This window comes from Cobetia sp. MC34 (assembly GCF_018340035.1).
Taxonomy (GTDB): Bacteria; Pseudomonadota; Gammaproteobacteria; order Pseudomonadales; family Halomonadaceae; genus Cobetia; species Cobetia amphilecti.
The window spans coordinates 17,989-41,895 of the sequence record NZ_JADPPY010000012.1 but is presented as its reverse complement, the minus strand read 5'-3'; the positions used below and the strand labels follow the sequence as shown (position 1 = coordinate 41,895).

At 58.9% G+C, this 23,907-nt stretch carries 35 protein-coding genes; 1 reads left to right on the top strand and 34 read right to left on the bottom strand.

Annotation, left to right across the window (positions count from 1 at the left end; genetic code table 11):
* Positions 1–287: 287 nt before the first annotated feature.
* Positions 288–944: a single-stranded DNA-binding protein gene (gene ssb, locus IZU87_RS08610; protein WP_213114258.1), complete on the bottom strand. Its 657-nt coding sequence runs from the start codon at positions 942–944 to the stop codon at positions 288–290.
* An 87-nt stretch (positions 945–1,031) separates the two neighbouring features.
* On the bottom strand, positions 1,032–2,447 hold the full coding sequence (locus tag IZU87_RS08605) for an MFS transporter (protein WP_213114257.1): 1,416 nt from the start codon (positions 2,445–2,447) through the stop codon (positions 1,032–1,034).
* Positions 2,448–2,654: 207 nt separating this feature from the next.
* Between IZU87_RS08605 and uvrA the strand changes: the two genes are divergently transcribed.
* Positions 2,655–5,534 (top strand): excinuclease ABC subunit UvrA, encoded by a 2,880-nt coding sequence (gene uvrA / locus IZU87_RS08600; protein WP_213114256.1) that lies wholly within the window; start codon positions 2,655–2,657, stop codon positions 5,532–5,534.
* Positions 5,535–5,716: 182 nt separating this feature from the next.
* Here uvrA and rplQ read toward each other — a convergent pair whose 3' ends face one another.
* From rplQ to rpsL, 32 genes are all read right to left on the bottom strand, one after another.
* Positions 5,717–6,103: a 50S ribosomal protein L17 gene (rplQ, locus tag IZU87_RS08595; RefSeq protein WP_043334820.1), complete on the bottom strand. Its 387-nt coding sequence runs from the start codon at positions 6,101–6,103 to the stop codon at positions 5,717–5,719.
* Between the two features lie 46 nt (positions 6,104–6,149).
* Complete coding sequence (locus IZU87_RS08590; protein WP_043334822.1) at positions 6,150–7,148, bottom strand: DNA-directed RNA polymerase subunit alpha; 999 nt, start codon at positions 7,146–7,148, stop codon at positions 6,150–6,152.
* 74 nt (positions 7,149–7,222) lie between these two features.
* On the bottom strand, positions 7,223–7,843 hold the full coding sequence (gene rpsD / locus IZU87_RS08585; protein ID WP_043334824.1) for a 30S ribosomal protein S4: 621 nt from the start codon (positions 7,841–7,843) through the stop codon (positions 7,223–7,225).
* Positions 7,844–7,855: 12 nt separating this feature from the next.
* The gene (gene rpsK / locus IZU87_RS08580; RefSeq protein WP_043334827.1) at positions 7,856–8,239 is read right to left on the bottom strand and encodes a 30S ribosomal protein S11; all 384 of its coding nucleotides are present in this window, start codon (positions 8,237–8,239) and stop codon (positions 7,856–7,858) included.
* Positions 8,240–8,269: 30 nt separating this feature from the next.
* Positions 8,270–8,626 carry a 30S ribosomal protein S13 gene (gene rpsM / locus IZU87_RS08575; protein WP_024950672.1) on the bottom strand — a complete coding sequence of 119 codons (357 nt, stop codon included), beginning with the start codon at positions 8,624–8,626 and terminating at the stop codon, positions 8,270–8,272.
* Between the two features lie 131 nt (positions 8,627–8,757).
* Positions 8,758–8,871, bottom strand: a complete 114-nt coding sequence (gene rpmJ / locus IZU87_RS08570; protein WP_077373351.1) for a 50S ribosomal protein L36 — start codon at positions 8,869–8,871, stop codon at positions 8,758–8,760.
* 34 nt (positions 8,872–8,905) lie between these two features.
* Positions 8,906–10,240 (bottom strand): preprotein translocase subunit SecY, encoded by a 1,335-nt coding sequence (gene secY / locus IZU87_RS08565; protein ID WP_043334831.1) that lies wholly within the window; start codon positions 10,238–10,240, stop codon positions 8,906–8,908.
* Positions 10,241–10,675 carry a 50S ribosomal protein L15 gene (gene rplO / locus IZU87_RS08560; RefSeq protein ID WP_043334834.1) on the bottom strand — a complete coding sequence of 145 codons (435 nt, stop codon included), beginning with the start codon at positions 10,673–10,675 and terminating at the stop codon, positions 10,241–10,243.
* A 3-nt stretch (positions 10,676–10,678) separates the two neighbouring features.
* Positions 10,679–10,861 (bottom strand): 50S ribosomal protein L30, encoded by a 183-nt coding sequence (gene rpmD / locus IZU87_RS08555; RefSeq protein WP_024950669.1) that lies wholly within the window; start codon positions 10,859–10,861, stop codon positions 10,679–10,681.
* A 6-nt stretch (positions 10,862–10,867) separates the two neighbouring features.
* Positions 10,868–11,368, bottom strand: a complete 501-nt coding sequence (gene rpsE, locus IZU87_RS08550) for a 30S ribosomal protein S5 (RefSeq protein WP_054556902.1) — start codon at positions 11,366–11,368, stop codon at positions 10,868–10,870.
* Positions 11,369–11,379: 11 nt separating this feature from the next.
* Positions 11,380–11,730: a 50S ribosomal protein L18 gene (rplR, locus tag IZU87_RS08545; RefSeq protein ID WP_024950667.1), complete on the bottom strand. Its 351-nt coding sequence runs from the start codon at positions 11,728–11,730 to the stop codon at positions 11,380–11,382.
* A gap of 9 nt (positions 11,731–11,739) precedes the next feature.
* Positions 11,740–12,270: a 50S ribosomal protein L6 gene (gene rplF, locus IZU87_RS08540; RefSeq protein WP_043334838.1), complete on the bottom strand. Its 531-nt coding sequence runs from the start codon at positions 12,268–12,270 to the stop codon at positions 11,740–11,742.
* Positions 12,271–12,279: 9 nt separating this feature from the next.
* The gene (gene rpsH / locus IZU87_RS08535) at positions 12,280–12,672 is read right to left on the bottom strand and encodes a 30S ribosomal protein S8 (RefSeq protein ID WP_043334840.1); all 393 of its coding nucleotides are present in this window, start codon (positions 12,670–12,672) and stop codon (positions 12,280–12,282) included.
* A 32-nt stretch (positions 12,673–12,704) separates the two neighbouring features.
* Positions 12,705–13,010, bottom strand: a complete 306-nt coding sequence (rpsN, locus tag IZU87_RS08530) for a 30S ribosomal protein S14 (RefSeq protein WP_043334842.1) — start codon at positions 13,008–13,010, stop codon at positions 12,705–12,707.
* 9 nt (positions 13,011–13,019) lie between these two features.
* On the bottom strand, positions 13,020–13,559 hold the full coding sequence (rplE, locus tag IZU87_RS08525) for a 50S ribosomal protein L5 (protein ID WP_043334844.1): 540 nt from the start codon (positions 13,557–13,559) through the stop codon (positions 13,020–13,022).
* A gap of 17 nt (positions 13,560–13,576) precedes the next feature.
* Positions 13,577–13,894, bottom strand: coding sequence for a 50S ribosomal protein L24 (gene rplX / locus IZU87_RS08520; protein WP_043334846.1), 318 nt, complete (start codon positions 13,892–13,894; stop codon positions 13,577–13,579).
* A 15-nt stretch (positions 13,895–13,909) separates the two neighbouring features.
* Positions 13,910–14,281 carry a 50S ribosomal protein L14 gene (rplN, locus tag IZU87_RS08515; RefSeq protein ID WP_043334850.1) on the bottom strand — a complete coding sequence of 124 codons (372 nt, stop codon included), beginning with the start codon at positions 14,279–14,281 and terminating at the stop codon, positions 13,910–13,912.
* Positions 14,282–14,331: 50 nt separating this feature from the next.
* Positions 14,332–14,592, bottom strand: a complete 261-nt coding sequence (rpsQ, locus tag IZU87_RS08510; RefSeq protein ID WP_043334852.1) for a 30S ribosomal protein S17 — start codon at positions 14,590–14,592, stop codon at positions 14,332–14,334.
* 1 nt (position 14,593) lies between these two features.
* Positions 14,594–14,785, bottom strand: coding sequence for a 50S ribosomal protein L29 (gene rpmC, locus IZU87_RS08505; RefSeq protein ID WP_024950659.1), 192 nt, complete (start codon positions 14,783–14,785; stop codon positions 14,594–14,596).
* On the bottom strand, positions 14,785–15,198 hold the full coding sequence (gene rplP / locus IZU87_RS08500; protein ID WP_043334854.1) for a 50S ribosomal protein L16: 414 nt from the start codon (positions 15,196–15,198) through the stop codon (positions 14,785–14,787). The genes rpmC and rplP overlap by 1 nt, the downstream gene beginning before the upstream one ends.
* An 11-nt stretch (positions 15,199–15,209) precedes the next feature.
* Entirely contained in the window at positions 15,210–15,902 is a 693-nt protein-coding gene (gene rpsC / locus IZU87_RS08495; protein ID WP_043334856.1) for a 30S ribosomal protein S3, read from the bottom strand.
* Positions 15,903–15,912: 10 nt separating this feature from the next.
* Positions 15,913–16,245 (bottom strand): 50S ribosomal protein L22, encoded by a 333-nt coding sequence (rplV, locus tag IZU87_RS08490; protein ID WP_043334859.1) that lies wholly within the window; start codon positions 16,243–16,245, stop codon positions 15,913–15,915.
* 19 nt (positions 16,246–16,264) lie between these two features.
* Positions 16,265–16,540, bottom strand: coding sequence for a 30S ribosomal protein S19 (gene rpsS / locus IZU87_RS08485; protein ID WP_024950655.1), 276 nt, complete (start codon positions 16,538–16,540; stop codon positions 16,265–16,267).
* A 22-nt stretch (positions 16,541–16,562) separates the two neighbouring features.
* The gene (rplB, locus tag IZU87_RS08480) at positions 16,563–17,390 is read right to left on the bottom strand and encodes a 50S ribosomal protein L2 (RefSeq protein ID WP_043334862.1); all 828 of its coding nucleotides are present in this window, start codon (positions 17,388–17,390) and stop codon (positions 16,563–16,565) included.
* 16 nt (positions 17,391–17,406) lie between these two features.
* The gene (gene rplW, locus IZU87_RS08475) at positions 17,407–17,703 is read right to left on the bottom strand and encodes a 50S ribosomal protein L23 (protein ID WP_043334865.1); all 297 of its coding nucleotides are present in this window, start codon (positions 17,701–17,703) and stop codon (positions 17,407–17,409) included.
* Entirely contained in the window at positions 17,700–18,305 is a 606-nt protein-coding gene (gene rplD, locus IZU87_RS08470; RefSeq protein WP_054556901.1) for a 50S ribosomal protein L4, read from the bottom strand. The genes rplW and rplD overlap by 4 nt, the downstream gene beginning before the upstream one ends.
* 13 nt (positions 18,306–18,318) lie before the next feature.
* The gene (gene rplC / locus IZU87_RS08465) at positions 18,319–18,957 is read right to left on the bottom strand and encodes a 50S ribosomal protein L3 (RefSeq protein WP_024950651.1); all 639 of its coding nucleotides are present in this window, start codon (positions 18,955–18,957) and stop codon (positions 18,319–18,321) included.
* A 146-nt stretch (positions 18,958–19,103) separates the two neighbouring features.
* The gene (rpsJ, locus tag IZU87_RS08460; RefSeq protein ID WP_024950650.1) at positions 19,104–19,415 is read right to left on the bottom strand and encodes a 30S ribosomal protein S10; all 312 of its coding nucleotides are present in this window, start codon (positions 19,413–19,415) and stop codon (positions 19,104–19,106) included.
* A gap of 147 nt (positions 19,416–19,562) precedes the next feature.
* Positions 19,563–20,756, bottom strand: coding sequence for an elongation factor Tu (gene tuf, locus IZU87_RS08455; RefSeq protein WP_043334873.1), 1,194 nt, complete (start codon positions 20,754–20,756; stop codon positions 19,563–19,565).
* Positions 20,757–20,785: 29 nt separating this feature from the next.
* Positions 20,786–22,903, bottom strand: coding sequence for an elongation factor G (gene fusA / locus IZU87_RS08450; RefSeq protein WP_131432844.1), 2,118 nt, complete (start codon positions 22,901–22,903; stop codon positions 20,786–20,788).
* A gap of 18 nt (positions 22,904–22,921) precedes the next feature.
* Entirely contained in the window at positions 22,922–23,392 is a 471-nt protein-coding gene (gene rpsG, locus IZU87_RS08445; RefSeq protein WP_043334878.1) for a 30S ribosomal protein S7, read from the bottom strand.
* A gap of 101 nt (positions 23,393–23,493) precedes the next feature.
* Positions 23,494–23,868, bottom strand: coding sequence for a 30S ribosomal protein S12 (gene rpsL / locus IZU87_RS08440; RefSeq protein ID WP_107335824.1), 375 nt, complete (start codon positions 23,866–23,868; stop codon positions 23,494–23,496).
* Between the last annotated feature and the right edge of the window lie 39 nt (positions 23,869–23,907).

The window sequence follows — 23,907 nt, the reverse complement described above, 5'->3', positions numbered from 1 at the left end:
ACCAAGAGAATACGGCCATGAAGCGTTTTTGCACAACGCTCGTTTGCAACGCATGTATGAGCCGCAATGGAGTGGCGCTCAACCTCCCTTACGCGCGGCACAAGCCACTGGATGTCGCGCTCGGCACCATTTTTCATGATCAGAAATAATTCATGAAAAACAGACGCTTACATAAACAAAAACGCGAACATCTTATGGTTAATTCAAAAAAAAAGCCCTCGCTGAACGAGGGCCTTTTCATCGCTATCGCTTGCGCGTTCTATCGGCGCACAGACGAAAAACTTTATTCAGAACGGGATTTCATCATCGAAATCATCGAAGCTGCCCGCGGGCGGCGCACCAAAATTGTTGTTCTGGGAGCTGTTCTGCTGCGCAGGCTGCTGGCCACCGAAGTTGTTGCCCTGCTGAGGTGCCGGCTGCTGACCACCGAACTGACCGCCTTGCTGAGGGGCTGGCTGCTGACCACCGAACTGGCCACCTTGCTGCGGGGCCGGCTGCTGACCACCGAACTGGCCACCCTGCTGGGGTGCTGCGGCCGGTTGCTGGCCGCCCTGCTGAGGCGCCTGCTGCGGGCGACCACCAGCGAAGTTGCCGCCGCCACCTTCACCACGCGTATCCAGCATCTGCATGTCGTTGGCCACGATTTCGGTGCTGTAACGGTCATTGCCGTTCTGATCCTGCCACTTGCGCGTCTGCAGGCGACCTTCGATATACAGGCGTGAGCCTTTCTTGACGTATTGCTGGGCCACTTCAGCCAGCTTGTTGAACATCACCACACGGTGCCATTCGGTACGTTCCTGACGCTGACCGCTCTGGCGATCATTCCAGGTGTCCGTCGTCGCGAGGTTCAGGTTGCACACCGCACTACCGGACGGGGTGAAGCGAACTTCCGGGTCTTGACCGAGATTACCGATCAGAATGACCTTGTTTACGCCACGAGCCATGAAGATTACTCCTGCAAATAGACCGGCGCGCCATGGGCACCGGAGAAGGTATCGAGTGCACCGGCAATGTGTTGCCGATGTCAGGGTTCAGCTGGCAGGCACTTCCGCGCCTGCCGGAGTTTCGTCATCACGCTGGCGAGTGAAGCGGGCCAGCGCCTTGTCATCCAGTGTATCGCGTGTGACCTTGAGATAAGCGACCCGTTCCTCACGCACCACGAGCGCCTCTTCCACGCCGGCGATCGCCAGCAGGCGTGTCTGCAGCTCGACGGCCGACAATTGCGCGGCCTCGGGTGACAGGCCGATCACTTCACTGCCCAGATGTCGCGGCGGTTGCATGCCCCACACCACGGCCAGCCACAGAATGGCGACCAGTCCCATGGCGAAGAACACGCCGCTCAGACCGAAATGCCCGGTCAACCAGCCGCCCCCGACACCGCCCACGAAGGCGCCCAGGAACTGACTGGTGGAATAGACCCCCATCGCCGTGCCCTTGGCACCGGCCGGGGCCAGCTTTGAGATCATCGACGGCAAGGTCGCCTCAAGCAGATTGAAGGCGACGAAGAACAGCCACAGCAGGCCGAGGAACATCGCCAGCCCCGCATGCTCGATGCCATCGACTCCCAGCAGCAGCAAGCTTGTCGCGATGGTCGCGACGGCCCCCAGGAAGACGGGCTTCATGCGCCGATACTTCTCGGCCACGACGACCAGCGGCAGCATGGCGACAAAGGCCAGCCCCATCAATGGCAGGTAGATCCAGCCATGATGCGCGGGGGCGATGCCGAAATTGACCAGCTGCTGGGGAATGGCCACGAAGCAGGCGGTCAGGATCATGTGCAGCGCAAAGATCGACACATCCATGCGCAACAAGGCGGAATTCGCGAGGATACCCTTGAGCTGGCGCCTATCAAGCCCCACATCCTGATGTTGACGCCTGGGCGCAGCCGGCACCAGCTTCCAGAGCACGAACAGGCTCGCGACGGCCATCACGGCGGTCAACCAGAAGACCCCCGACAGGCCGAAGGCATCTGCAGCCAGTGGCCCTGCGACCATCGCCAGTGCAAAGGCGACCCCGATCGACATGCCGATGGAGGCCATCGCCATGGTGCGAACCTCCTCCCGGGTCTGATCGGCCAGCAGTGCCATGATCGCTCCCGCCACGGCGCCGCTGCCCTGCAGACAGCGCCCGAGGATGATCATCTCGATGCTGTCGGCCGTCGCCGCGACCAGCGAGCCCAGAATGAACAACCCGAGCCCGAAGCCGATCACGGCCTTGCGCCCCAGTCGGTCTGACAGCCAGCCGAACGGAATCTGCAGCAATGCCTGGGTCAGCCCGTAGCCACCCAGCGCCACACCGACCAGTGTCGGCGTCGCTCCGGCGAAGTCACGGGTATAGAGCGCCAGCACCGGCAACACCATGAACAGCCCCAGCATGCGAGTCGCATAGAGGCTGGCAAGGCCGACGATGGCGCGGCGTTCCGGCGCGAGCAGTCGAGAGGTTTTCATGGGCGGCGGCGGGCTCCGGAGCATGACAGTCAAGAAGAGGGAGGCCGACCACGTGGGTCGCCGAGATGTGACATCCAACGGTGGTCGCCCACCAATGGACTGCATATTCTAAGGCCCGCTTGGCGGCTTTGAAAGCATGCAGCCTTTGCCGGGTGTTTCACCCGCGCCTTATAATCGTTGCTTTTATCGACGCAGCCCGAGGTGGCAATGGACAGGATTCAGGTGAGGGGTGCGCGCACCCACAACCTCAAGAACATCGATGTCGAACTGCCGCGTGACAAGCTGATCGTGGTGACCGGACTTTCCGGTTCCGGCAAGTCTTCACTTGCCTTTGACACTCTCTATGCCGAGGGACAGCGGCGCTACGTCGAATCACTGTCCACCTACGCACGTCAGTTCCTGTCGATGATGGAAAAGCCGGACATCGACCATATCGAAGGTCTGTCACCGGCGATTTCCATCGAACAGAAATCGACCTCGCACAACCCGCGCTCCACCGTCGGCACCATTACCGAGATCTACGATTACCTGCGCCTGCTGTATGCACGCGCCGGTACGCCGCGCTGCCCGGACCACGCGATCGACCTGGAAGCCCAGACCATCTCGCAGATGGTCGATCAGGCGCTCGCCTTGCCGGAAGGCAGCAAGCTGATGCTGCTGGCTCCCGTGGTCAGTGGCCGCAAGGGTGAGCACCTCCAGCTGCTGTCAGAGCTGCGCGCCCAGGGCTTCGTGCGGGCCCGCATCGACGGCGTGATCGTCGAGCTGGATGATCTCAAGCCGCTGGAGAAGAACAAGAAGCATGACATCGACGTCGTCGTCGATCGTTTCAAGGTGCGCGAAGACCTCAAGCAGCGCCTGGCCGAATCCTTCGAGACCGCGCTGAATCTGGCCGACGGCAGCGCGCGCCTGCACTTCATGGATGGCGAACAGGAAGACCTCGTCTTCTCCTCGCGCTTCGCCTGCCCGGTGTGTGGCTATGCGCTGGCCGAGCTGGAACCGCGCCTGTTCTCCTTCAACAACCCGGCGGGCGCCTGCCCGACCTGTGACGGCCTCGGCGTGAAGCAGTATTTCGATCCCGACAAGCTGATCAGCCATCCTGAGCTGTCACTGGCCGAAGGCGTCATCAAGGGCTGGGACCGCCGCAGTGTCTACTACTTCAGCCAGCTGCAGGCCGTTGCCGAGCATTATGGCTTCGCGCTGGAAGCGGCCTGGGAGTCGCTCAGCGATGAAGCGCGTGACGCCGTGCTCAACGGCAGCGGCCGCGAGGACATCGCCTTCAGCTACGTGAATGACCGTGGCCGCAAGGTGACCCGCGAGCACCCCTTCGAGGGCGTGCTGCCCAACATGGAGCGCCGTTACCGCGAGACCGAATCCAACATGGTGCGCGAGGACCTCGCCCGCTATCTGGCGGTCCAGCCGTGCCCGAGCTGCGACGGCTCGCGCCTGCGTCGTGAAGCGCGCAACGTCTATGTCGATGACCGCACACTCTCCGAGGTCGTGCGTCAGCCGATCGGTGAAGCATGGGAAGAGTTCGGCAAGCTGAGCCTGCCGGGACGCAAGGGCGAGATCGCCGCCAAGATCGTGCATGAGATCCAGGCGCGCCTCGAATTTCTCGTCAATGTCGGCCTCGACTATCTGACCCTGGAGCGCAGCGCCGACACCCTGTCTGGCGGTGAGGCGCAGCGTATCCGTCTCGCCAGCCAGATCGGTGCCGGCCTGGTCGGGGTGATGTACATCCTCGATGAGCCGTCCATCGGCCTGCATCAGCGTGACAATGATCGCCTGCTCAAGACGCTGATCCATCTGCGCGACCTGGGCAACACCGTGATCGTGGTCGAGCATGATGAGGACGCGATTCGCGCCGCCGACCACGTGCTGGATATCGGCCCGGGCGCCGGCGTGCATGGTGGCGAGATCGTCGCCCAGGGCACGCCGGAGCAGATCGAGGCCACGCCTGGCTCATTGACCGGGCAATATCTGAGCGGCGAGCGCGAGATCGCCGTGCCGCCCTACCGCCTTCCGGCCAACCCTGACAAGGTGCTGCGCCTGACCGGTGCCACCGGCAACAACCTGCAGGATGTGACGCTGACGCTGCCGACAGGCCTGCTGACGTGCATCACCGGGGTCTCGGGCTCAGGCAAGTCGACGCTGATCAATGCTACCCTGATGCCGCTGGCGGCGCGTGAGCTCAATCGGGCCACCACCCTGACGCCCGCGCCCTACGGCACCATCGAAGGGCTGGACCTGTTCGACAAGATGGTGGATATCGACCAGAGCCCCATCGGGCGGACGCCGCGCTCCAATCCGGCGACCTATACCGGCATCTTCACGCCGATTCGCGAGCTGTTTTCAGGCACCCAGGAAGCACGCGCCCGCGGCTACAAGCCGGGCCGCTTCAGCTTCAACGTCAAGGGCGGCCGCTGCGAGGCCTGTCAGGGCGACGGCCTGATCAAGGTCGAGATGCACTTCCTGCCCGACATGTACGTGCCCTGCGATGTCTGCAAGGGCAAGCGCTACAACCGCGAGACGCTTGAAGTGCAGTACAAGGGCAAGAACATCCACGAAGTGCTGGAGATGACTATCGAGGAGGCGCTGGAGTTCTTCTCGCCGGTTCCGGCCATCGCCCGTCGTCTGCAGACGCTGATGGATGTCGGCCTCTCCTACGTACGCCTCGGCCAGAGTGCGACCACGCTGTCCGGCGGTGAAGCCCAGCGCGTCAAGCTGGCACGCGAGCTGGCCAAGCGCGATACCGGCAAGACGCTCTATATTCTCGATGAGCCGACCACCGGTCTGCACTTCGAGGATATTCGCCAGCTGCTGGTCGTGTTGCACCGCCTGCGCGATCACGGCAACACCGTGGTCGTGATCGAGCACAACCTGGATGTGATAAAGACCGCCGACTGGCTGATCGACCTTGGCCCGGAGGGCGGCTCAGCCGGCGGCCAGATCATCGCCGAAGGCACGCCGGAGCAACTGGCCACGCAGGAGATCTCGCACACCGGTCGCTTCCTGGCCCCGCTGCTGGAGCGCCAGAAAGCCACCAGTGCCACCGCGAGCAGCAAGAAGAAGGCCGAGACCAGCAGCTAGGCGCCGGCTCACGCCCCTTCCGCTCCTCTGATTCACCTCGCCCCAGCACACTCTCAGCACACCCCGGGGCGAGGTGAATCTCCGGCAAATGACACGCCCGTGTCACCCGGCCAACTGCCAGGCATAAAAAAAGGCCAACCCGTGAGGGTTGGCCTTTTCTTGTGGACGAAGCAAGCCGAAGCTTACTCTTCGCCCGCTGCCTCGGAGGCAACCGGACGATCGACCAGCTCGACGAATGCCATCGGGGCATTGTCACCGGCGCGATAGCCGCACTTCAGGATGCGCAGGTAACCGCCCGGACGGGAGGTGTAGCGCGGGCCGAGCTCATTGAAGAGCTTGCCGACCGCTTCCTTGGAGCGCGTGCGAGAGAACGCCAAACGGCGGTTCGCAACGGTGTCCTGCTTGGCCAGGGTGATCAGCGGCTCGATATGACGACGCAGTTCCTTGGCTTTCGGCAGGGTAGTCTTGATGACTTCGTGCTCTACCAGAGAGATGCACATGTTCTTGAACATGGCTTCACGGTGAGAGCTGGTACGGTTCAGGTGACGACCACTCTTACGATGACGCATGGTTGTGATTCCTTACCAGTCTGGGGCTTGAGCCGACCGGGCTTCCTTAAGCGGAAGCCTTGTCGTCCTTCAGGCTTGCGGGCGGCCAGTTTTCCAACCGCATGCCGAGGGACAGACCACGCGCGGACAGCACGTCCTTGATTTCATTCAAGGACTTCTTGCCGAGATTCGGGGTCTTCAGCAGCTCAACTTCGGTGCGCTGAATGAGATCACCGATGTAATAGATATTCTCGGCCTTGAGACAGTTCGCACTGCGAACAGTCAGCTCAAGATCGTCTACGGGACGGAGAAGGATCGGATCGATTTGATCTTCCTCTTCTTCGACTTCCTGTTCCTTGTCTGCTTCCAGATCAACGAAGGCGGCCAGCTGCTCCTGCAGGATAGTTGCGGAGCGGCGGATCGCTTCTTCCGGATCCAGTGTGCCGTCGGTTTCCAGGTCGATCACCAGCTTGTCGAGGTTGGTGCGCTGTTCAACACGCGCAGCCTCGACGGCATAGGAGACCCGACGAACCGGGGTAAAGGTCGCATCCAGCTGGAGGCGGCCAATGGCACGTGATTCGTCATCAGCAGAGATGCGAGCATCTGCCGCTTCGTAGCCGCGGCCACGAGCGATCTTGAGCTGCATCTTCAGCTCGCCACCATCATTGAGGTGAGCGATGACGTGATCCGGATTCACGATTTCGAGATCGTGGTCGCCAGCGATGTCGCCAGCAGTCACGATACCCGGGCCCTTCTTGTTCAGCGCCAGCACAGCTTCGTCGCGACCATGCATCTTGATGGCCACGTCCTTGAGGTTCAGCAGGATTTCGATTACATCCTCCTGCACCCCTTCAATGGCGCTGTACTCGTGCAGAACGCCTTCGATCTCAGCTTCCACGACGGCACAGCCGGGCATGGAAGAAAGCAGGATGCGACGCAGAGCATTCCCCAGGGTGTGGCCGAAACCACGCTCGAAGGGTTCGAGGACGATTCGCGCGTGATGGGCGCTGACTTCCTCGACCTTGATATCGCGAGGACGGAGAAACTCTGTCACTGAGCGCTGCATAAGAACACCTTTAAGGCTGCCAAACGGATAATCTGGGTACTCCAGCCGGGCCGACGAATCGGCCCGGCGTTACATTACTTGGAGTACAGCTCGACGATCAGGTTTTCGTTGATATCGGCAGACAGGTCGCCACGCTCGGGGACAGCCTTGAAAGTGCCTTCCATCTTCTTGGAGTCGACGTCGACCCAGGAGACATCACCGCGGTTGGCAGCGAGTGCCAGAGACTGCTGGATGCGAGCCTGGTTCTTGGCCTTCTCACGAACGGTGACCACATCGCCAGCCTTCACTTTGAAGGAAGCAACGTTGACGGTACGGCCGTTCACGGCGATCGCCTTGTGGCTGACCAGCTGACGTGCCTCGGAACGCGTGGAGCCGAAGCCCATGCGGTAGACGACGTTGTCGAGACGAGTCTCGAGGAGCTGGAGCAGAACCTCACCGGTCGCACCCTTGAGGCGAGCGGCTTCTTTGTAGTAGTTGCGGAATTGCTTTTCCAGCACGCCGTACATGCGACGTACCTTCTGCTTTTCACGCAGCTGCAGGCCGTAGTCTGAAAGACGCTGACGGCGCTGGCCATGAACACCCGGGGGTTGTTCGGATTTGCACTTCTTCTCGAACGGAGTCACGCCACTCTTCAGGAAGAGGTCGGTGCCTTCACGACGAGACAGTTTGCACTTCGGTCCAATATAACGAGCCATGAGTCTGTCTCCTTAAACGCGGCGTTTCTTCGGCGGACGGCACCCATTATGCGGGATGGGGGTCACGTCGGTGATGCTTTGCACGCGGAAGCCTGCGGCATTGAGAGCACGCACGGCGGACTCACGACCCGGACCCGGGCCCTTGACCAGCACGTCGACGTTCTTCACACCATATTCGGCTGCAGCGGTCGCTGCACGTTCACTTGCGACTTGCGCAGCGAACGGGGTGCTCTTGCGAGAACCACGAAAACCCGAACCACCGGCAGTTGCCCAGGAAAGAGCATTGCCCTGGCGGTCTGTGATCGTCACGATAGTGTTGTTAAAAGAGGCGTGGATATGCGCGATGGCATCCACTACCTGCTTTTTAACCTTCTTGCGCTTACTCGGGTTAGCCATTAGATGTTTCCTGTCTAAACGCCAGTTCGTTTACTTGCGAATCGGTTTACGCGGACCTTTGCGTGTACGTGCGTTGGTCTTGGTGCGCTGACCGCGCAACGGAAGACCACGACGATGGCGCAGGCCACGATAGCAACCGAGGTCCATGAGACGCTTGATGTTCAGCGTGATCTCACGACGCAGGTCGCCTTCGACGGTGTACTTACCCACCTCGGCACGAACCAGGTCCAGTTGTTCAACAGACAGATCAGCGATCTTGACGCTCGGTTCTAAACCGAGAGCGGCGCAGATCTGCTGTGCACGCGTACGGCCAATCCCGAAGATATAAGTCAGCGAGATCGCCGCGTGCTTGTTGTCCGGGATATTGACGCCAGCAATACGGGCCATCAGTTTTCTCCGAAAGGTTAGCGGCGGATTTTACATCCACAAAGGGCGCAATAGCATACCCCTTGATCCCATTGGGAACAAGGGGGTATGCCAGCACCCGAGCTTGTATTCAGCTAAGCGGGTCGAGGGAATTAACCCTGACGCTGCTTGTGGCGGGGCTCAGTGCAGATGACCCGCACTGCGCCACGACGCCGAATGATCTTGCAGTTACGGCAAATTTTCTTGACGGAAGCTCGAACTTTCATCGTTCTCTCCAGTTTGCTAACAGGGGCTGCGCAATCAGCGCATCATGCCACCGCTGCCATAGCCTTTGAGGTTGGCCTTCTTCATCACCGACGCATACTGATTTGACATCAGATGCGACTGCACCTGGGCCATGAAGTCCATGACCACCACGACCACGATGAGCAGAGAGGTGCCGCCGAAATAGAACGGAACCTGCCATGCAACAACGAGGAATTGAGGCATCAGGGAGACTAGGGTGATGTAGAGGGCGCCGAACAGCGTCAGGCGAGTCATCACCTTATCGATGTAACGGGCGGTCTGTTCGCCTGGGCGAATACCCGGCAGAAACGCTCCTGACTTCTTGAGGTTGTCAGCAACATCCTTCGGATTGAAGACCAGCGCCGTGTAGAAGAAGCAGAAGAATACTACAGCGGCAGCGAAAAGCAAGATATACAGTGGCTGACCCGGCCCGAGAGCCTGAGATGCCGTCTGCAACCATTGCATGCTTTCACTCTGGCCAAACCATTGACCCATCGACGCAGGGAACAGCAGGATGCTTGACGCGAAGATCGGCGGGATGACCCCGGCCATGTTGACCTTCATCGGCAAGTAGCTGCTCTGACCTGCATACATCTTGTTGCCAACCTGACGGCGCGGATAGTTCACCGTGATGCGGCGTTGGCCGCGTTCGATGAACACCACGAAGGCAACGGTAATGACTGCGAGCAGCGTCAGCGCCAGCAGCGGAAGCACATTCCAGGCACCATCATTGCGCGCCAGTTCGAAAGACTGGCCGATGGCACTCGGCAGCCCGGCGACAATACCAGCAAAGATGATCAGTGAGATCCCGTTGCCGATACCCTTCTCGGTGATCTGCTCTCCCAGCCACATCAGGAACACTGCACCAGCCACGAACGTACTCACGGCGGTGAAGTAGAAGCTGAAGTCAGCGGAATAGGCGACACCGTTTCCGACCAGTCCGACTGCCATGCCGATCGATTGGACCAGGGCCAGTACTACCGTGCCGTAGCGCGTGTACTGGCTGATCTTGCGACGGCCGGCCTCGCCTTCCTTTTTCAACTGCTCAAGCTGAGGCGAGACCACCGTCAGGAGCTGCATGATGATCGACGCGGATATGTAGGGCATGATGCCCAGCGCGAAGATACTCATTCGCTCCAGTGCACCACCGGAGAACATGTTGAACATGCTCAGGATGGTGCCCTGGTTTTCCCTGAACAAGGCAGCAAGCTGGTCAGGATTGATACCGGGAACGGGGATGTGTGCACCGATTCGGTACACCACGATGGCGATGAACACGAAGCGCAAACGCGCCCAGAGTTCGCTCAACCCACTTCCCTGCATCGCCGGTACGTTTCCTGACTTAGCCATTTAGTCCTCTACCTTGCCACCGGCAGCTTCGATCGCAGCACGGGCACCCTTGGTGACCTTAATGCCGCGAACCGTGACTGCCTTGTCCAGTTCGCCGGAGAGCATGACCTTCGCGAACTTCGTGGAATCACGAAGCACGTTGGCCTTCTTCAGCGTTTCGAGGTCGACGATCTCGCCGTCTACCAGTGCCAGTTCGCTCAGGCGCACTTCTTCGGAAATCAGAGACTTCGCGGAAGTGAAACCAAACTTCGGCAGGCGACGCTGCATAGGCATCTGACCGCCTTCGAAGCCCGGCTTGACGCTGCCACCGGAACGGGACTTCTGGCCCTTGTGGCCACGACCGCCGGTCTTACCAAGACCGGAGCCGATACCACGACCGACACGCTTTGCAGCGTGCTTGGAGCCCGGGGCCGGACTCAGGGTATTCAATTTCATGGATTACTCTCCCTCAACACGGACAAGGTAGTGAACCTTGTTGATCATGCCGCGTACCGCGGGGGTGTCTTCCAGCTCGACAGTGTGACCGATGCGGCGCAGGCCAAGACCTTTCATAGTGGCCTTGTGCTTTTCGAGGACGCCGATGGTGCTGCGGATCTGGGTTACCGTGATCTTAGCTGCCATGGTGCCTTACCCCGCAATCTTGTCGACAGACAGGCCACGCTTGGCGGCGATGTCTTCCGGAGATTTCATGGCAGCGAGACCGTTGATGGTCGCGCGCACCACGTTGACCGGATTGGTGGAACCGTAGCACTTGGCCAGGACGTCATGGACGCCTGCCAGTTCGAGCACGGAACGCATCGCACCGCCGGCAATGATGCCGGTACCTTCGGACGCTGGCTGCATGTAGATCTTGGATGCGCCGTGACGAGCCTTCACCGGGTACTGCAGGGTGTGGCCCTTCAGGTCAACCTTGATCATGTTGCGACGAGCTTGGTCCATTGCCTTCTGGATCGCGACCGGCACTTCACGCGCCTTGCCACGGCCGAAGCCAACACGACCATTGCCGTCACCAACGACAGTCAGAGCGGTGAAACCGAAGATACGGCCGCCCTTGACTACCTTGGCGACGCGGTTGATCTGCACGAGCTTCTCTTGCAGGTCACCGCCCTTCTGTTCGATATTCGCCATCGTAAAACCCTTTAGAATTCCAGGCCGCCTTCACGTGCGGCATCGGCCAGGGCCTTCACGCGACCGTGGTACTTGTACCCGGAGCGATCGAAAGCCACTTGCTTGATACCCGCTTCCTTCGCGCGCTCGGCAATCAGAGCACCCACCTTGGCGGCGGAGTCCGAGTTACCGGTAGAACCTTCGCGCAGGCTCTTGTCGAGCGTGGATGCGGTGGCCAGGACCTGGCCGCCATCCGGCGAGATGATCTGCGCGTAGATGTGACGCGGGGTGCGGTTCACGCACAGGCGAAACACGCCCAGCTCGCGGATTTTCGCACGAGCGCGGCGGGCACGACGGAGACGAGATTCTTTCTTCGCGTTCATAACCCTGCCTTACTTCTTCTTGGCTTCTTTACGACGGACGACTTCGTCGCTGTACCGAATACCTTTGCCCTTGTAGGGCTCCGGCGGACGGAATGCGCGAATCTCTGCGGCGACCTGACCCAAAGCCTGCTTGTCAGCAGACGTGAGGACGATCTGAGTGTTCTTCGGCGTTTCAGCCGTAACACTTGCCGGCAGTTCATAGTCGACCGGGTGTGAGAAGCCCAGTGTCAGGTTGATTGTCTGGCCTTTGGCCTGGGCACGATAACCCACACCATTGATTTCCAGAGACTTTGTGAAGCCTACGGAAACACCAGACACCATGTTGTTGACCAGAGCACGAGTGGTACCAACCATTGCCCAGTTCTTGGCGGTCTCGGACGGAGCGAAGGTCATTTGACCTTCTTCCATAGAGATGACCACGTCCTGGTGGACGGTCAGTTCCAGCTGGCCTTTGCTGCCCTTCACGGTCAGCTTGTCGCCGTCGAGCTTTGCCTCGACGCCGTTCGGCAATTTAACCGGATACTTGGCTACGCGGGACATTCCAAACTCCTAGAATACGGTGCAGAGGACTTCGCCGCCGACACCAGCTTGACGGGCCGCACGATCGGTCATCACGCCCCGGGAGGTGGAAACGATCGCAATACCCAGGCCATCTGCGACTTTCGGAAGCTCACCCTTGCCTTTGTACTGGCGCAGGGACGGCTTGGAAATACGCTTGATGCTCTCGATAACCGACTTGCCTTCGAAGTACTTGAGGGTCACGGTCAGTTCCGGCTTGGCGCCTTCTGCGACGGCAAACTCGGAAATATAACCCTCTTCCTTCAATACGCGGGCCACTTCAACCTTGAGCTTGGAAGACGGCATGGTAACCGTCTCCTTGGTGGCCATCTGCGCATTGCGGATACGAGTGAACATATCCGCCAGAGTGTCTTGCATGCTCATTTACGTTGCGCTCCTGAATTCTTGCAGTGGTGTTACCAGCTGGACTTGGTCAGACCAGGCACGTCACCACGCATAGCGGCTTCACGCAGCTTGTTGCGGCTCAGGCCGAACTTGTTGTAGTAGCCGTGCGGACGGCCAGTGATACGGCAGCGGTTACGCTGACGGACCGGGCTGGCATCACGCGGCAGCTGCTGCAGCTTCAGCTGTGCGTCGAAGCGCTCTTCTTCAGAAGCGTTGACGTCGTTGATGATGGTCTTCAGTGCGTCGCGTTTGGCGGCGTACTTAGCGACCAGCTTGGTGCGCTTGAGCTCGCGCTCAACCATGCTTTTCTTTGCCATGATCCACCCTTATTTCTTGAACGGGAAGTTCAGCGCGCCCAGCAACGCACGACCTTCATCATCGGTGTTGGCGCTAGTGGTGATGGTGATGTCCAGGCCACGAATCCGGTCGATCTTATCATACTCGATCTCCGGGAAGATGATCTGCTCACGCACACCCATGGAGTAGTTTCCACGGCCATCGAAGGACTTCGGGTTCAGACCACGGAAGTCACGAACGCGCGGGATAGCCACGTTCACGAGACGGTCCAGGAAGTCCCACATACGATCGCTGCGCAGGGTCACCTTAACACCGATCGGCCATCCTTCGCGGACTTTGAAGCCAGCGATGGACTTGCGTGCCTTGGTGACGATGGGCTTCTGACCAGAAAGCATCTGGAGATCGGCAAACGCGTTGTCGATCAGCTTCTTGTCAGCGGTGGCTTCACCGATACCCATGTTCAGGGTCACCTTGGTGATGCGGGGAACCTGCATCACATTGGCGTAGCCGAACTGCTCTTTAAGCTGGGCGGCCACTTCGTTCTGATAACGTTCTTTCAAGTTCGCCATGTTGTACCCGACTCGCGTTAGGCGTCGATCAGCTTCTGAGTCGACTTAAAGATGCGTACCTTAGTACCGTCTTCCTGTACCTGGATTCCGACACGATCCGCCTTGCCGGTCTCCTGGTTGAAGATGGCCACGTTGGACGCGTGAATCGGAGCCTCGCGCTCGACGATACCCCCCTGGGTGCCCAGCATCGGGTTGGGCTTGGTGTGACGCTTGATCATATTCACACCGGACACGAGCAGACGCTCACCTTTCAGCACCTTGCTGATGGTACCGCGCTTGCCCTTGTCCTTCCCGGCGATGACGATGACTTCATCGTCACGTTTGATCTTTTGCATATCCGCTTCCGCTCCTTACAGCACTTCGGGCGCCAGGGAAATGATCTTCATGAACTTCTCACTGCGAAGTTCACGGGTAACCGGGCCGAAGATACGGGTACCGATCGGCTGTTCGTTGGTGTTGTTCAACAGAACGGCCGCATTACCGTCGAAGCGGATCACGGAACCGTCATTACGACGGACACCGGCTTTGGTACGAACGACCACTGCCTTCATGACCTGGCCTTTCTTGACCTTGCCACGCGGGATAGCTTCTTTGACGGTGACCTTGATGATGTCTCCAACACGAGCGTAACGGCGGTGTGAACCACCCAGCACCTTGATGCATTGCACCCGGCGCGCGCCACTGTTGTCGGCGACATCCAGCATTGTCTGAGTCTGAATCATCGGTTTTCTCCAAACCTAATCTGACTGCCTGGTGGGAACTGGCCTAGGGATTAACCCTTGGCCTGTTCAACCACCTCGACCAGGGTCCAGGCTTTCTTCTTGGACAGCGGACGAGTCTCGGCGATAGAGACGGTGTCACCGATCCGAGCCTGATTCGCCTCATCATGGGCGTGCAGCTTGGTGGAGCGTCTCAGGTACTTGCCATAGATCGGGTGACGCTCACGGCGCTCGACCATGACAACGATGGATTTTTCCATCTTGTCACTCACCACCTTGCCGGTGAGTGTGCGTGCTTTAGTTTCTTCGGCCATTTTACTCACCTGACTTCTGGTTGAGCACAGTCTTAACCTGAGCAATTTGGCGACGAGTCTGCTTGAGCAGGTGAACCTGGCTCAGCTGGCCTGTTGCCTTCTGCATGCGCAGATTGAATTGCTCACGCAGCAGTTCGAACAACTGCTCCTGGAGCGCCTCGACTGACTTTTCACGGAGTTCTTGGGCTTTCATCACATCACCGTCCGCTTAACAAAGGTGGTGGAGATCGGCATCTTCATAGCGGCCAGGCTAAATGCTTCACGGGCCAGCTCTTCGGATACACCTTCGATCTCGTAGAGGACCTTGCCGGGCTGGATCTGAGCGACCCAGTACTCGACAGAACCCTTACCTTTACCCATACGAACTTCCAACGGCTTGTTGGAGATCGGCTTGTCTGGGAAGACACGGATCCAGATCTTACCGCCACGCTTGACGTGACGAGTGATGGCACGACGGCCAGCTTCGATCTGACGAGCGGTGATACGACCACGGCCGGTGGCTTTCAGGCCAAACTCACCAAAGCTTACCTTGCTTCCGCGATGCGCCAGGCCACGGTTGCGACCTTTCTGCATCTTGCGGAATTTCATACGCTTGGGCTGTAACATCGATTACCCCCTTACTTGCCTTTCTTCTTGGGTGCGGACGCGGGCTGCTTCGCCTTGGCTCGCACCTCTTCGATGCCACCGAGGATCTCGCCTTTGAAGATCCAGACCTTGACACCAATGATGCCGTAGGTGGTGTGAGCTTCGAAGGTGGAGTAATCAATGTCAGCACGCAGGGTGTGAAGCGGAACGCGGCCTTCGCGGTACCATTCGGTACGGGCGATTTCGGCACCGCCGAGACGACCAGAGAGCTGAATCTTGATGCCCTTGGCGCCCAGACGCATTGCGTTCTGCACAGCACGCTTCATCGCACGACGGAACATGACACGACGCTCGAGCTGACCTGCCACATTGGCAGCAACCAGCTTGGCATCGAGTTCCGGCTTGCGAATCTCCTCGATGTTGATGTGGACGGGAACGCCCATCATCTCGGAAACTTCACGACGAAGGCGGTCGACATCTTCACCTTTCTTACCGATCACGATACCCGGACGGGCGGTGTGAATGGTAATACGGGCGTTGTTTGCCGGACGCTCGATGCTGATGCGGCTCACGGAAGCGCTTTTCAGACGCTCTTCCAGGAATCCACGCACCTGCAGATCGTTGTTCAGTTTGTCGGCATAGGTAGCGCCTTCGGCGTACCAGACAGAGGTATGATCCTTGACAATACCCAGTCGGAAACCTGTCGGATTAACTTTCTGACCCATTGGTCGTCTCCTACTTCTCGGCTACCTTGACGGTGATATGACAAGTGCGCTTCAAGATACGATCCGCACGGCCTTTGGCACGTGGCTGGATGCGCTTGAGCGTCATGCCCTCGTCGACACAGATAGTCGAGACGCGAAGCTCGTCAATGTCCATGCCGTTGTTTTCTTCCGCATTCGCGATCGCGGACTGCAGAACCTTGCGAACAATCTTCGCGGCCTTCTTCGGTGAGAAAGCGAGCAGATTCAGCGCCTCGGCGACCGGCTTACCGCGCACCTGGTCAGCCACCAAACGGGCCTTCTGGGCGGATAAACGAGCGCCGCGCAGCTTAGCAGCTACTTCCATCTCTTAAATCCTCTCTGGCTTACCGTTTGGCTTTTTTATCTGCAGCGTGCCCGCGGTATGTGCGGGTGGCAGCAAACTCGCCGAGCTTGTGACCGACCATTTCCTCAGAAACGAGAACCGGGACATGCTGGCGACCGTTATGGACGGCAATGGTGAGCCCGACCATGTTCGGCAGGATCATGGAACGACGCGACCAGGTCTTGATCGGTTTGCGGTCGTTCTTTTCCACTGCTGTCTCAACCTTCTTCAGCAGATGAAGGTCAATAAAAGGACCTTTCTTCAGTGAACGTGGCACAGCCGTTACCCCTCAATATCTGTTACTTGGCCTTGCGGCGACGGACGATAAGCTTATCGGTGCGCTTGTTCTTGCGAGTCTTGTGACCCTTGGTCGGGACGCCCCACGGGCTGACCGGGTGACGGCCACCAGAGGTACGACCTTCACCACCACCATGCGGGTGATCGACCGGGTTCATCGCGACACCGCGAACAGTCGGGCGCACGCCTCTCCAACGCTTAGCACCGGCCTTGCCCAGTTGACGGAGGCTGTGCTCGGAGTTGCCCACTTCGCCGAGAGTTGCACGGCATTCGGACAGCACCTTACGCATCTCGCCAGAGCGCAGACGCAGCGTGGTGTAGTTACCGTCACGCGCCACGACCTGGGCACTGGTACCTGCACTACGAGCGATCTGGGCGCCCTTGCCTGGCTTCAGCTCTACACAGTGAACGGTGGAACCCACCGGGACATTGCGCAGCGGCAGAGCGTTGCCTTTCTTGATCGGTGCGTTAACACCAGACTCGAGACGATCGCCAGCAGAGACACCTTTCGGTGCAATGATGTAGCGACGTTCGCCGTCAAGGTACTTCACCAGCGCGATGTTCGCGCTACGGTTCGGATCGTACTCCAGACGCTCAACGATGGCCGGAATGCCATCCTTGTTGCGCTTGAAATCGACCAGACGGTAATGGTGACGATGACCACCGCCGATGTGGCGAGTAGTGATGCGACCATTATTGTTACGACCACCGGACTTTGACTGCTTTTCAAGCAGCGGAGCGTACGCGCGACCTTTGAAAAGTTCGTCATTGACGACCTTTACCAGGTGGCGGCGACCGGCGGAGGTAGGTTTTGTCTTAACAATTGCCATGTTCCGTACTCCTGCCTTACTCGGCGCCAGAGAAGTCTTCGATGGTCTCGCCGGCGGCCAGAGTTACATAGGCCTTGCGATAACCAGCGCGACGACCAACACCGCGAGCGGTGCGCTTGGTCTTGCCTTTCATGTTCAGAACCTGAACACGATCGACTTTCTTACCAAACAGCGCTTCGACGGCTTTCTTGATTTCGGGCTTTGTCGCGTCGCTGGCAACCTTGAACACGTACTGGTTGTTCTCGGCAGCGACCGCGGCCTTCTCGGTCATGTGAGGACCAAGCAGGACCTTGAATACGCGTTCCTGATTCATCCCAGGTTCTCCTCGAACTTGCGCAGGGCAGCGACAGTCATCAGCACCTTGTCGTAACCGACGAGGCTGACCGGGTCAGCGCCAGCGACATTGACGACGTCAACATACGGGATGTTGCGCGCGGCCAGGTACAGGTTGACGTCCTGCTCTTCAGTGACGATCAGCGCTTTCTCAAGGCCCAGTTCCTGGAGCTTGGCGATCAGCAGCTTGGTCTTCGGAGCTTCGACGCTGATAGCATCGACCGCGACCAGGCGATCCTGACGGACCAGCTCGGACAGGATGGAACGCATGGCAGCGCGATACATCTTGCGGTTGACCTTGTGCGAGTGGTCCTGAGGACGCGCCGCAAAGGTCACACCGCCAGAACGCCACAGCGGGGAACGGATGGTACCGGCACGTGCACGACCAGTACCTTTCTGACGCCACGGCTTCTTGCCACCGCCGGACACGTCAGAACGGGTCTTCTGAGCCACGGTACCTTGACGTGCACCAGCCAGATAGGCGGTGACGACCTGGTGAACCAGAGCCTCGTTGAAGTCCTTACCAAAGGTGGCATCGGAGACGTCTACTGCGCCGCCTGCACCTGCAAGATTAAGATTCATCGGTTAATTCCCCTCAGCGAGCTTTCACAGCGGAACGCACGATCACTTCGCCGCCCGGAGCACCTGGAACGGCACCCTTGACCAGCAGAAGATTGCGTTCAGCGTCGACGCGGACCACTTCCAGGCTCTGGACGGTGGAACGGACGTTGCCCATCTGGCCAGCCATCTTCTTACCTTTGAAGACGCGGCCCGGGGTCTGACAGTTACCGATGGAACCCGGCGCGCGGTGCGACAGTGAGTTACCGTGGGTAGCGTCTTGGGTGCGGAAGTTCCAGCGCTTAACTGCGCCCTGGAAACCTTTACCCTTGGAGGTGCCGGTCACGTCAATCTTTTGACCAGCTTCAAAGAGGGATACGGTGAGTTCGCCGCCCACTGCAGGAGCTTCGTCGCCTTCGTTCAGGCGGAATTCCATCAGGGTACGGCCAGCCTCAACACCCGCCTTGGCATACTGACCAGCAGTTGCCTTGGTAAGGTGCTTGGCTTTACGAGAGCCAGTTGTCACCTGAATAGCATTGTAGCCGTCAGTCTCGAGAGACTTGATGGTCACGATGCGGTTCGGCTCAACTTCAATCACGGTAACCGGCACAGAGGCGCCAGCTTCGGTGAAGACACGGGTCATCCCGGCCTTCTTACCGACTAAACCGATAGACATGTTCAGTCTCCTTTAGTGTACGGGGCTGTCACCCGCTATGGCTGCCCTTTCCAGAGCATTCCACTAGCACATTGTATGACGCCATCCCGGCGTGGCGGCTGCTGCTCTATCAGTGAGAGCGCTGGGCCGCAGTGACTAGTGAGGTATCAGTCAACCTTGATCTGGACGTCCACACCGGCAGCCAGGTCAAGCTTCATCAGCGCGTCGACAGTCTTCTCTGTCGGCTCGACGATGTCGAGAACGCGCTTGTGGGTACGAATCTCATACTGGTCACGCGCGTCCTTGTTGACGTGCGGAGAGACCAGGATGGTGTAACGCTCGCGACGGGTCGGCAGCGGGATCGGGCCACGAACCTGAGCACCGGTACGCTTTGCAGTTTCAACGATCTCTGCAGAGGACTGGTCGATCAGACGGTGGTCGAATGCTTTCAACCGGATGCGAATCTTCTGGTTTTGCATTGCCCAAAACTCCAATGGATGTCGACGGCGTAGGCCGTCACCCACGCATTCAAAGGATGCGCATTATAGGCAGACTGACATCAGGTGTCAAACATGCGAGAAAAGGGGGCCCATCAGGGCCCCCTTCTGTGTCAGGTAAGGAGAACCTTACTCGACGATTTTGGCCACGACGCCAGCGCCGACGGTACGACCGCCTTCACGGATAGCGAAACGCAGACCATCTTCCATGGCGATCGGAGCGATCAGAGACACGACCATCTGGACGTTGTCGCCCGGCATGACCATCTCGACGCCTTCCGGCAGCTCACAGGTACCAGTGATGTCAGTGGTACGGAAGTAGAACTGCGGACGATAGCCTTTGAAGAACGGAGTGTGACGACCGCCTTCTTCCTTGGACAGGACGTAGACTTCGGCTTCGAACTTGGTGTGCGGCTTGATGGAGCCCGGCTTGGCCAGAACCTGGCCACGCTCGACGTCATCACGCTTGGTGCCGCGCAGCAGGGCGCCGACGTTTTCGCCAGCACGACCTTCGTCCAGCAGCTTGCGGAACATCTCGACACCGGTAACGGTAGTCTTGGTGGTGTCACGCACGCCGATGATCTCGATCTCTTCGCCAGTCTTGACCAGACCACGCTCGATACGGCCAGTGACGACGGTACCGCGGCCAGAGATGGAGAAGACGTCTTCGATCGGCATCAGGAACGGCTGGTCGATAGCACGCTCCGGCTCCGGGATGTACGCATCCAGGGCCTTGATCAGGTTGGCAACGGCGGTAGTACCCATGCCGTTGTCGTCCTTGCCTTCCAGAGCCATCAGGGCAGAGCCGATGATGATCGGAGTGTCGTCGCCCGGGAAGTCGTACTCGCTCAGGAGTTCACGAACTTCCATCTCGACCAGCTCGAGCAGTTCTTCGTCATCGACCATGTCAGCCTTGTTCAGGAAGACAACGATGAACGGAACGCCGACCTGACGGGACAGCAGGATGTGCTCGCGAGTCTGCGGCATGGGGCCGTCAGCAGCGGAACAGACCAGGATAGCGCCGTCCATCTGGGCAGCACCGGTGATCATGTTCTTGACGTAGTCGGCGTGACCCGGGCAGTCGACGTGCGCGTAGTGACGCACTTCGGACTGATATTCCACGTGAGCGGTGGAGATGGTGATACCACGCTCACGCTCTTCCGGGGCGTTATCGATGGAGTCAAACGCACGCGCGTCACCACCGAAAACTTCTGCAGAGACACGAGTCAGTGCCGCAGTCAGAGTGGTCTTGCCGTGATCGACGTGACCAATGGTGCCGACGTTGACGTGCGGCTTCGAACGCTCAAATTTTTCCTTAGCCACTGCTATAACCTCTTTCGTTAGCTAATCGGTTACTTCTGGTTGATGACGGCTTCGACGATGCTGTTCGGCGCTTCGTCGTATTTCGCAAACTCCATGGAGTAGCTTGCGCGGCCCTGGGTCTGTGAGCGCAGGTCGGTCGCATAACCGAACATCTCACCCAGCGGCACCAGTGCATTGATGATCTTGCCTGTGGAAGAGTCATCCATGCCCTGAACGAGACCACGACGACGGTTCAGGTCGCCCATGACGTCACCCATGAAGTCTTCAGGGGTTACGACTTCGACTTTCATGAGCGGCTCAAGCAGCACTGCACCCGCTTTCGGGGCACCGGCCTTGATCGCCATGGAAGAGGCGACCTTGAACGCAGTCTCGTTGGAGTCGACGTCGTGGTAGGAACCATCGAACAGCGTGACCTTGACGTCGATCATCGGATAACCGGCGATGACACCATTCTTGAGCTGCTCAGCGGCGCCCTTCTCGACGGCCGGCACGTATTCCTTCGGAACAGCACCACCGACGATTTCGGACACGAACTTGAAGGTCATTTCTTCGTCGTCGCCCTTGTCCTCTGCAGTCAGAGGCTCAATGCGGACCCAGACGTGACCAAACTGACCACGACCACCGGACTGACGAACGAACTTGCCTTCCTGCTCGACCTTGGTACGAATGGTCTCACGGTAAGCCACCTGCGGCTTGCCGATGTTCGCCTCGACATTGAACTCGCGACGCATACGGTCAACGAGGATGTCCAGGTGAAGCTCACCCATACCGGAGATGATGGTCTGGCCAGACTCTTCGTCGGTCTCGACGCGGAAGGACGGATCTTCCTGGGCCAGCTTGCCCAGTGCGATACCCATCTTTTCCTGGTCAGCCTTGGACTTCGGCTCGACAGCGACGGAGATGACCGGCTCAGGGAATTCCATGCGCTCAAGCACGATCTTGTGATCCGGGTCACACAGGGTGTCACCGGTGGTCACGTCTTTCAGACCGATACATGCGGCGATATCGCCAGCATAAACTTCCTTGATCTCCTCACGAGAGTTGGAGTGCATCTGGACGATACGACCGACACGCTCCTTCTTGCTCTTGACGGAGTTGAAGACGCCATCTCCAGACTTCAGCACGCCCGAGTAGACGCGAATGAAGGTCAGGGTACCAACGAACGGATCGGTCGCGATCTTGAACGCCAGCGCCGCGAACGGAGCCTTGTCGTCAGCTTCGCGGGTCTCGATGGTACCGTCCTTGTCGTCAAGCTCACCTTCGATGGCCTTGACTTCAAGCGGAGACGGCATGTATTCGATGACCGCATCCAGAACCGCCTGGACACCCTTGTTCTTGAAGGCAGAACCACAGGTCACGAGGCAGATTTCGTTGGCCAGGGTACGCTGACGCAGCGCAGCCTTGACTTCTTCCTCGGACAGCTCGCCTTCTTCAAGGTACTTGTCCATCAGCTCTTCGGACGCTTCAGCAGCAGACTCGAGCATGTGCTCACGCCATTCGGCAGCTGTATCTTGCAGCTCGGCCGGAATGTCGATCAGCTCGTAGTTCATGCCGTGGTTGTCTTCGTCCCAGACAATAGCCTTCATCTTGATCAGGTCGATGACGCCCTTGAACTCGTCTTCCGCGCCCCAGTTGATCTGGATCGGCACGGCATTGGCGCCCAGACGCTTGCGCACCTGGTCGACAACCATGAAGAAGTCCGCGCCAGCACGGTCCATCTTGTTGACGAAGATCATGCGCGGAACTTCGTAACGGTTGGCCTGACGCCAGACAGTCTCTGTCTGCGGCTGGACACCGGAAGAAGCACACAGCACCACGACCGCACCATCGAGAACACGCAGTGAACGCTCGACTTCAACAGTGAAGTCAACGTGCCCCGGAGTATCGATGATGTTGATACGGTGCTCGTCGAACTGCTTGCTCATGCCCTGCCAGAAGCAGGTGGTCGCCGCAGAGGTGATCGTGATGCCACGTTCCTGTTCCTGCTCCATCCAGTCCATGGTGGCAGCACCATCGTGGACTTCGCCGACCTTGTGAGACAGGCCGGTATAGAACAGGACGCGCTCGGTAGTGGTAGTCTTACCGGCGTCGACGTGGGCACAGATACCGATGTTGCGGTAACGCTTAAGTGGAGTCTTGCGTGCCACGGTGAGTATCCCCGTTGTTTAGAAGCGGTAGTGGGAGAAGGCCTTGTTGGCTTCTGCCATGCGGTGCACGTCTTCACGCTTCTTCACAGCAGAACCCTTGCCTTCAGCGGCATCCAGGATCTCGCCAGAGAGGCGCTGCACCATGGTCTTTTCGCCGCGCTTGCGCGCAGCGTCCACCAGCCAACGCATGGCCAGTGCCTGACGACGGGAAGGACGAACTTCAACCGGCACCTGGTAGGTTGCACCACCAACACGACGGGACTTCACTTCGACCATCGGCTGGATGGCTTCCAGCGCCTTGTCGAAGAGGTCCAGCGGCTCGTCATTGGAGCGTTCGGCAACACGATCGAGAGCACCGTAAACGATGCGCTCAGCTGCAGACTTCTTGCCGCTGATCATCAGGTGGTTCATGAACTTGGCCAGGCGCTCGCTTCCGAACTTCGGATCCGGCAGGATTTCGCGCTTAGCTGCTACACGTCTTCTAGGCATGATAAGCCCTCAGTAGAAGGGTCCTTCAGGTAAACCCGGGACGCCTCGCGTTGGACGCGACGCCCGACCTTACTCTTATCAGACCGATATTAAACTTTGAATTACGCCTTCGGACGCTTGGCGCCGTACTTGGAACGACCTTGCTTACGACCTTGAACGCCAGAGGTATCCAGTGCACCACGAACGGTGTGGTAACGGACACCCGGCAAATCCTTCACACGACCGCCACGGATCAGAACAACAGAGTGTTCCTGAAGGTTGTGACCTTCACCGCCGATGTACGAAGAAACTTCGAAGCCGTTGGTCAGACGAACACGGCAAACCTTACGGAGTGCGGAGTTCGGCTTCTTCGGGGTAGTAGTGTATACACGGGTACACACGCCACGCTTCTGCGGACATGCCTGCAGCGCAGGGACGTCGCTCTTGGACGCCTGACGCTTGCGCGGCTTGCGCACGAGCTGGTTAACGGTTGCCATTTGCTTGCTCCAATGGGTTGTACTGCCTTCCAACGACAG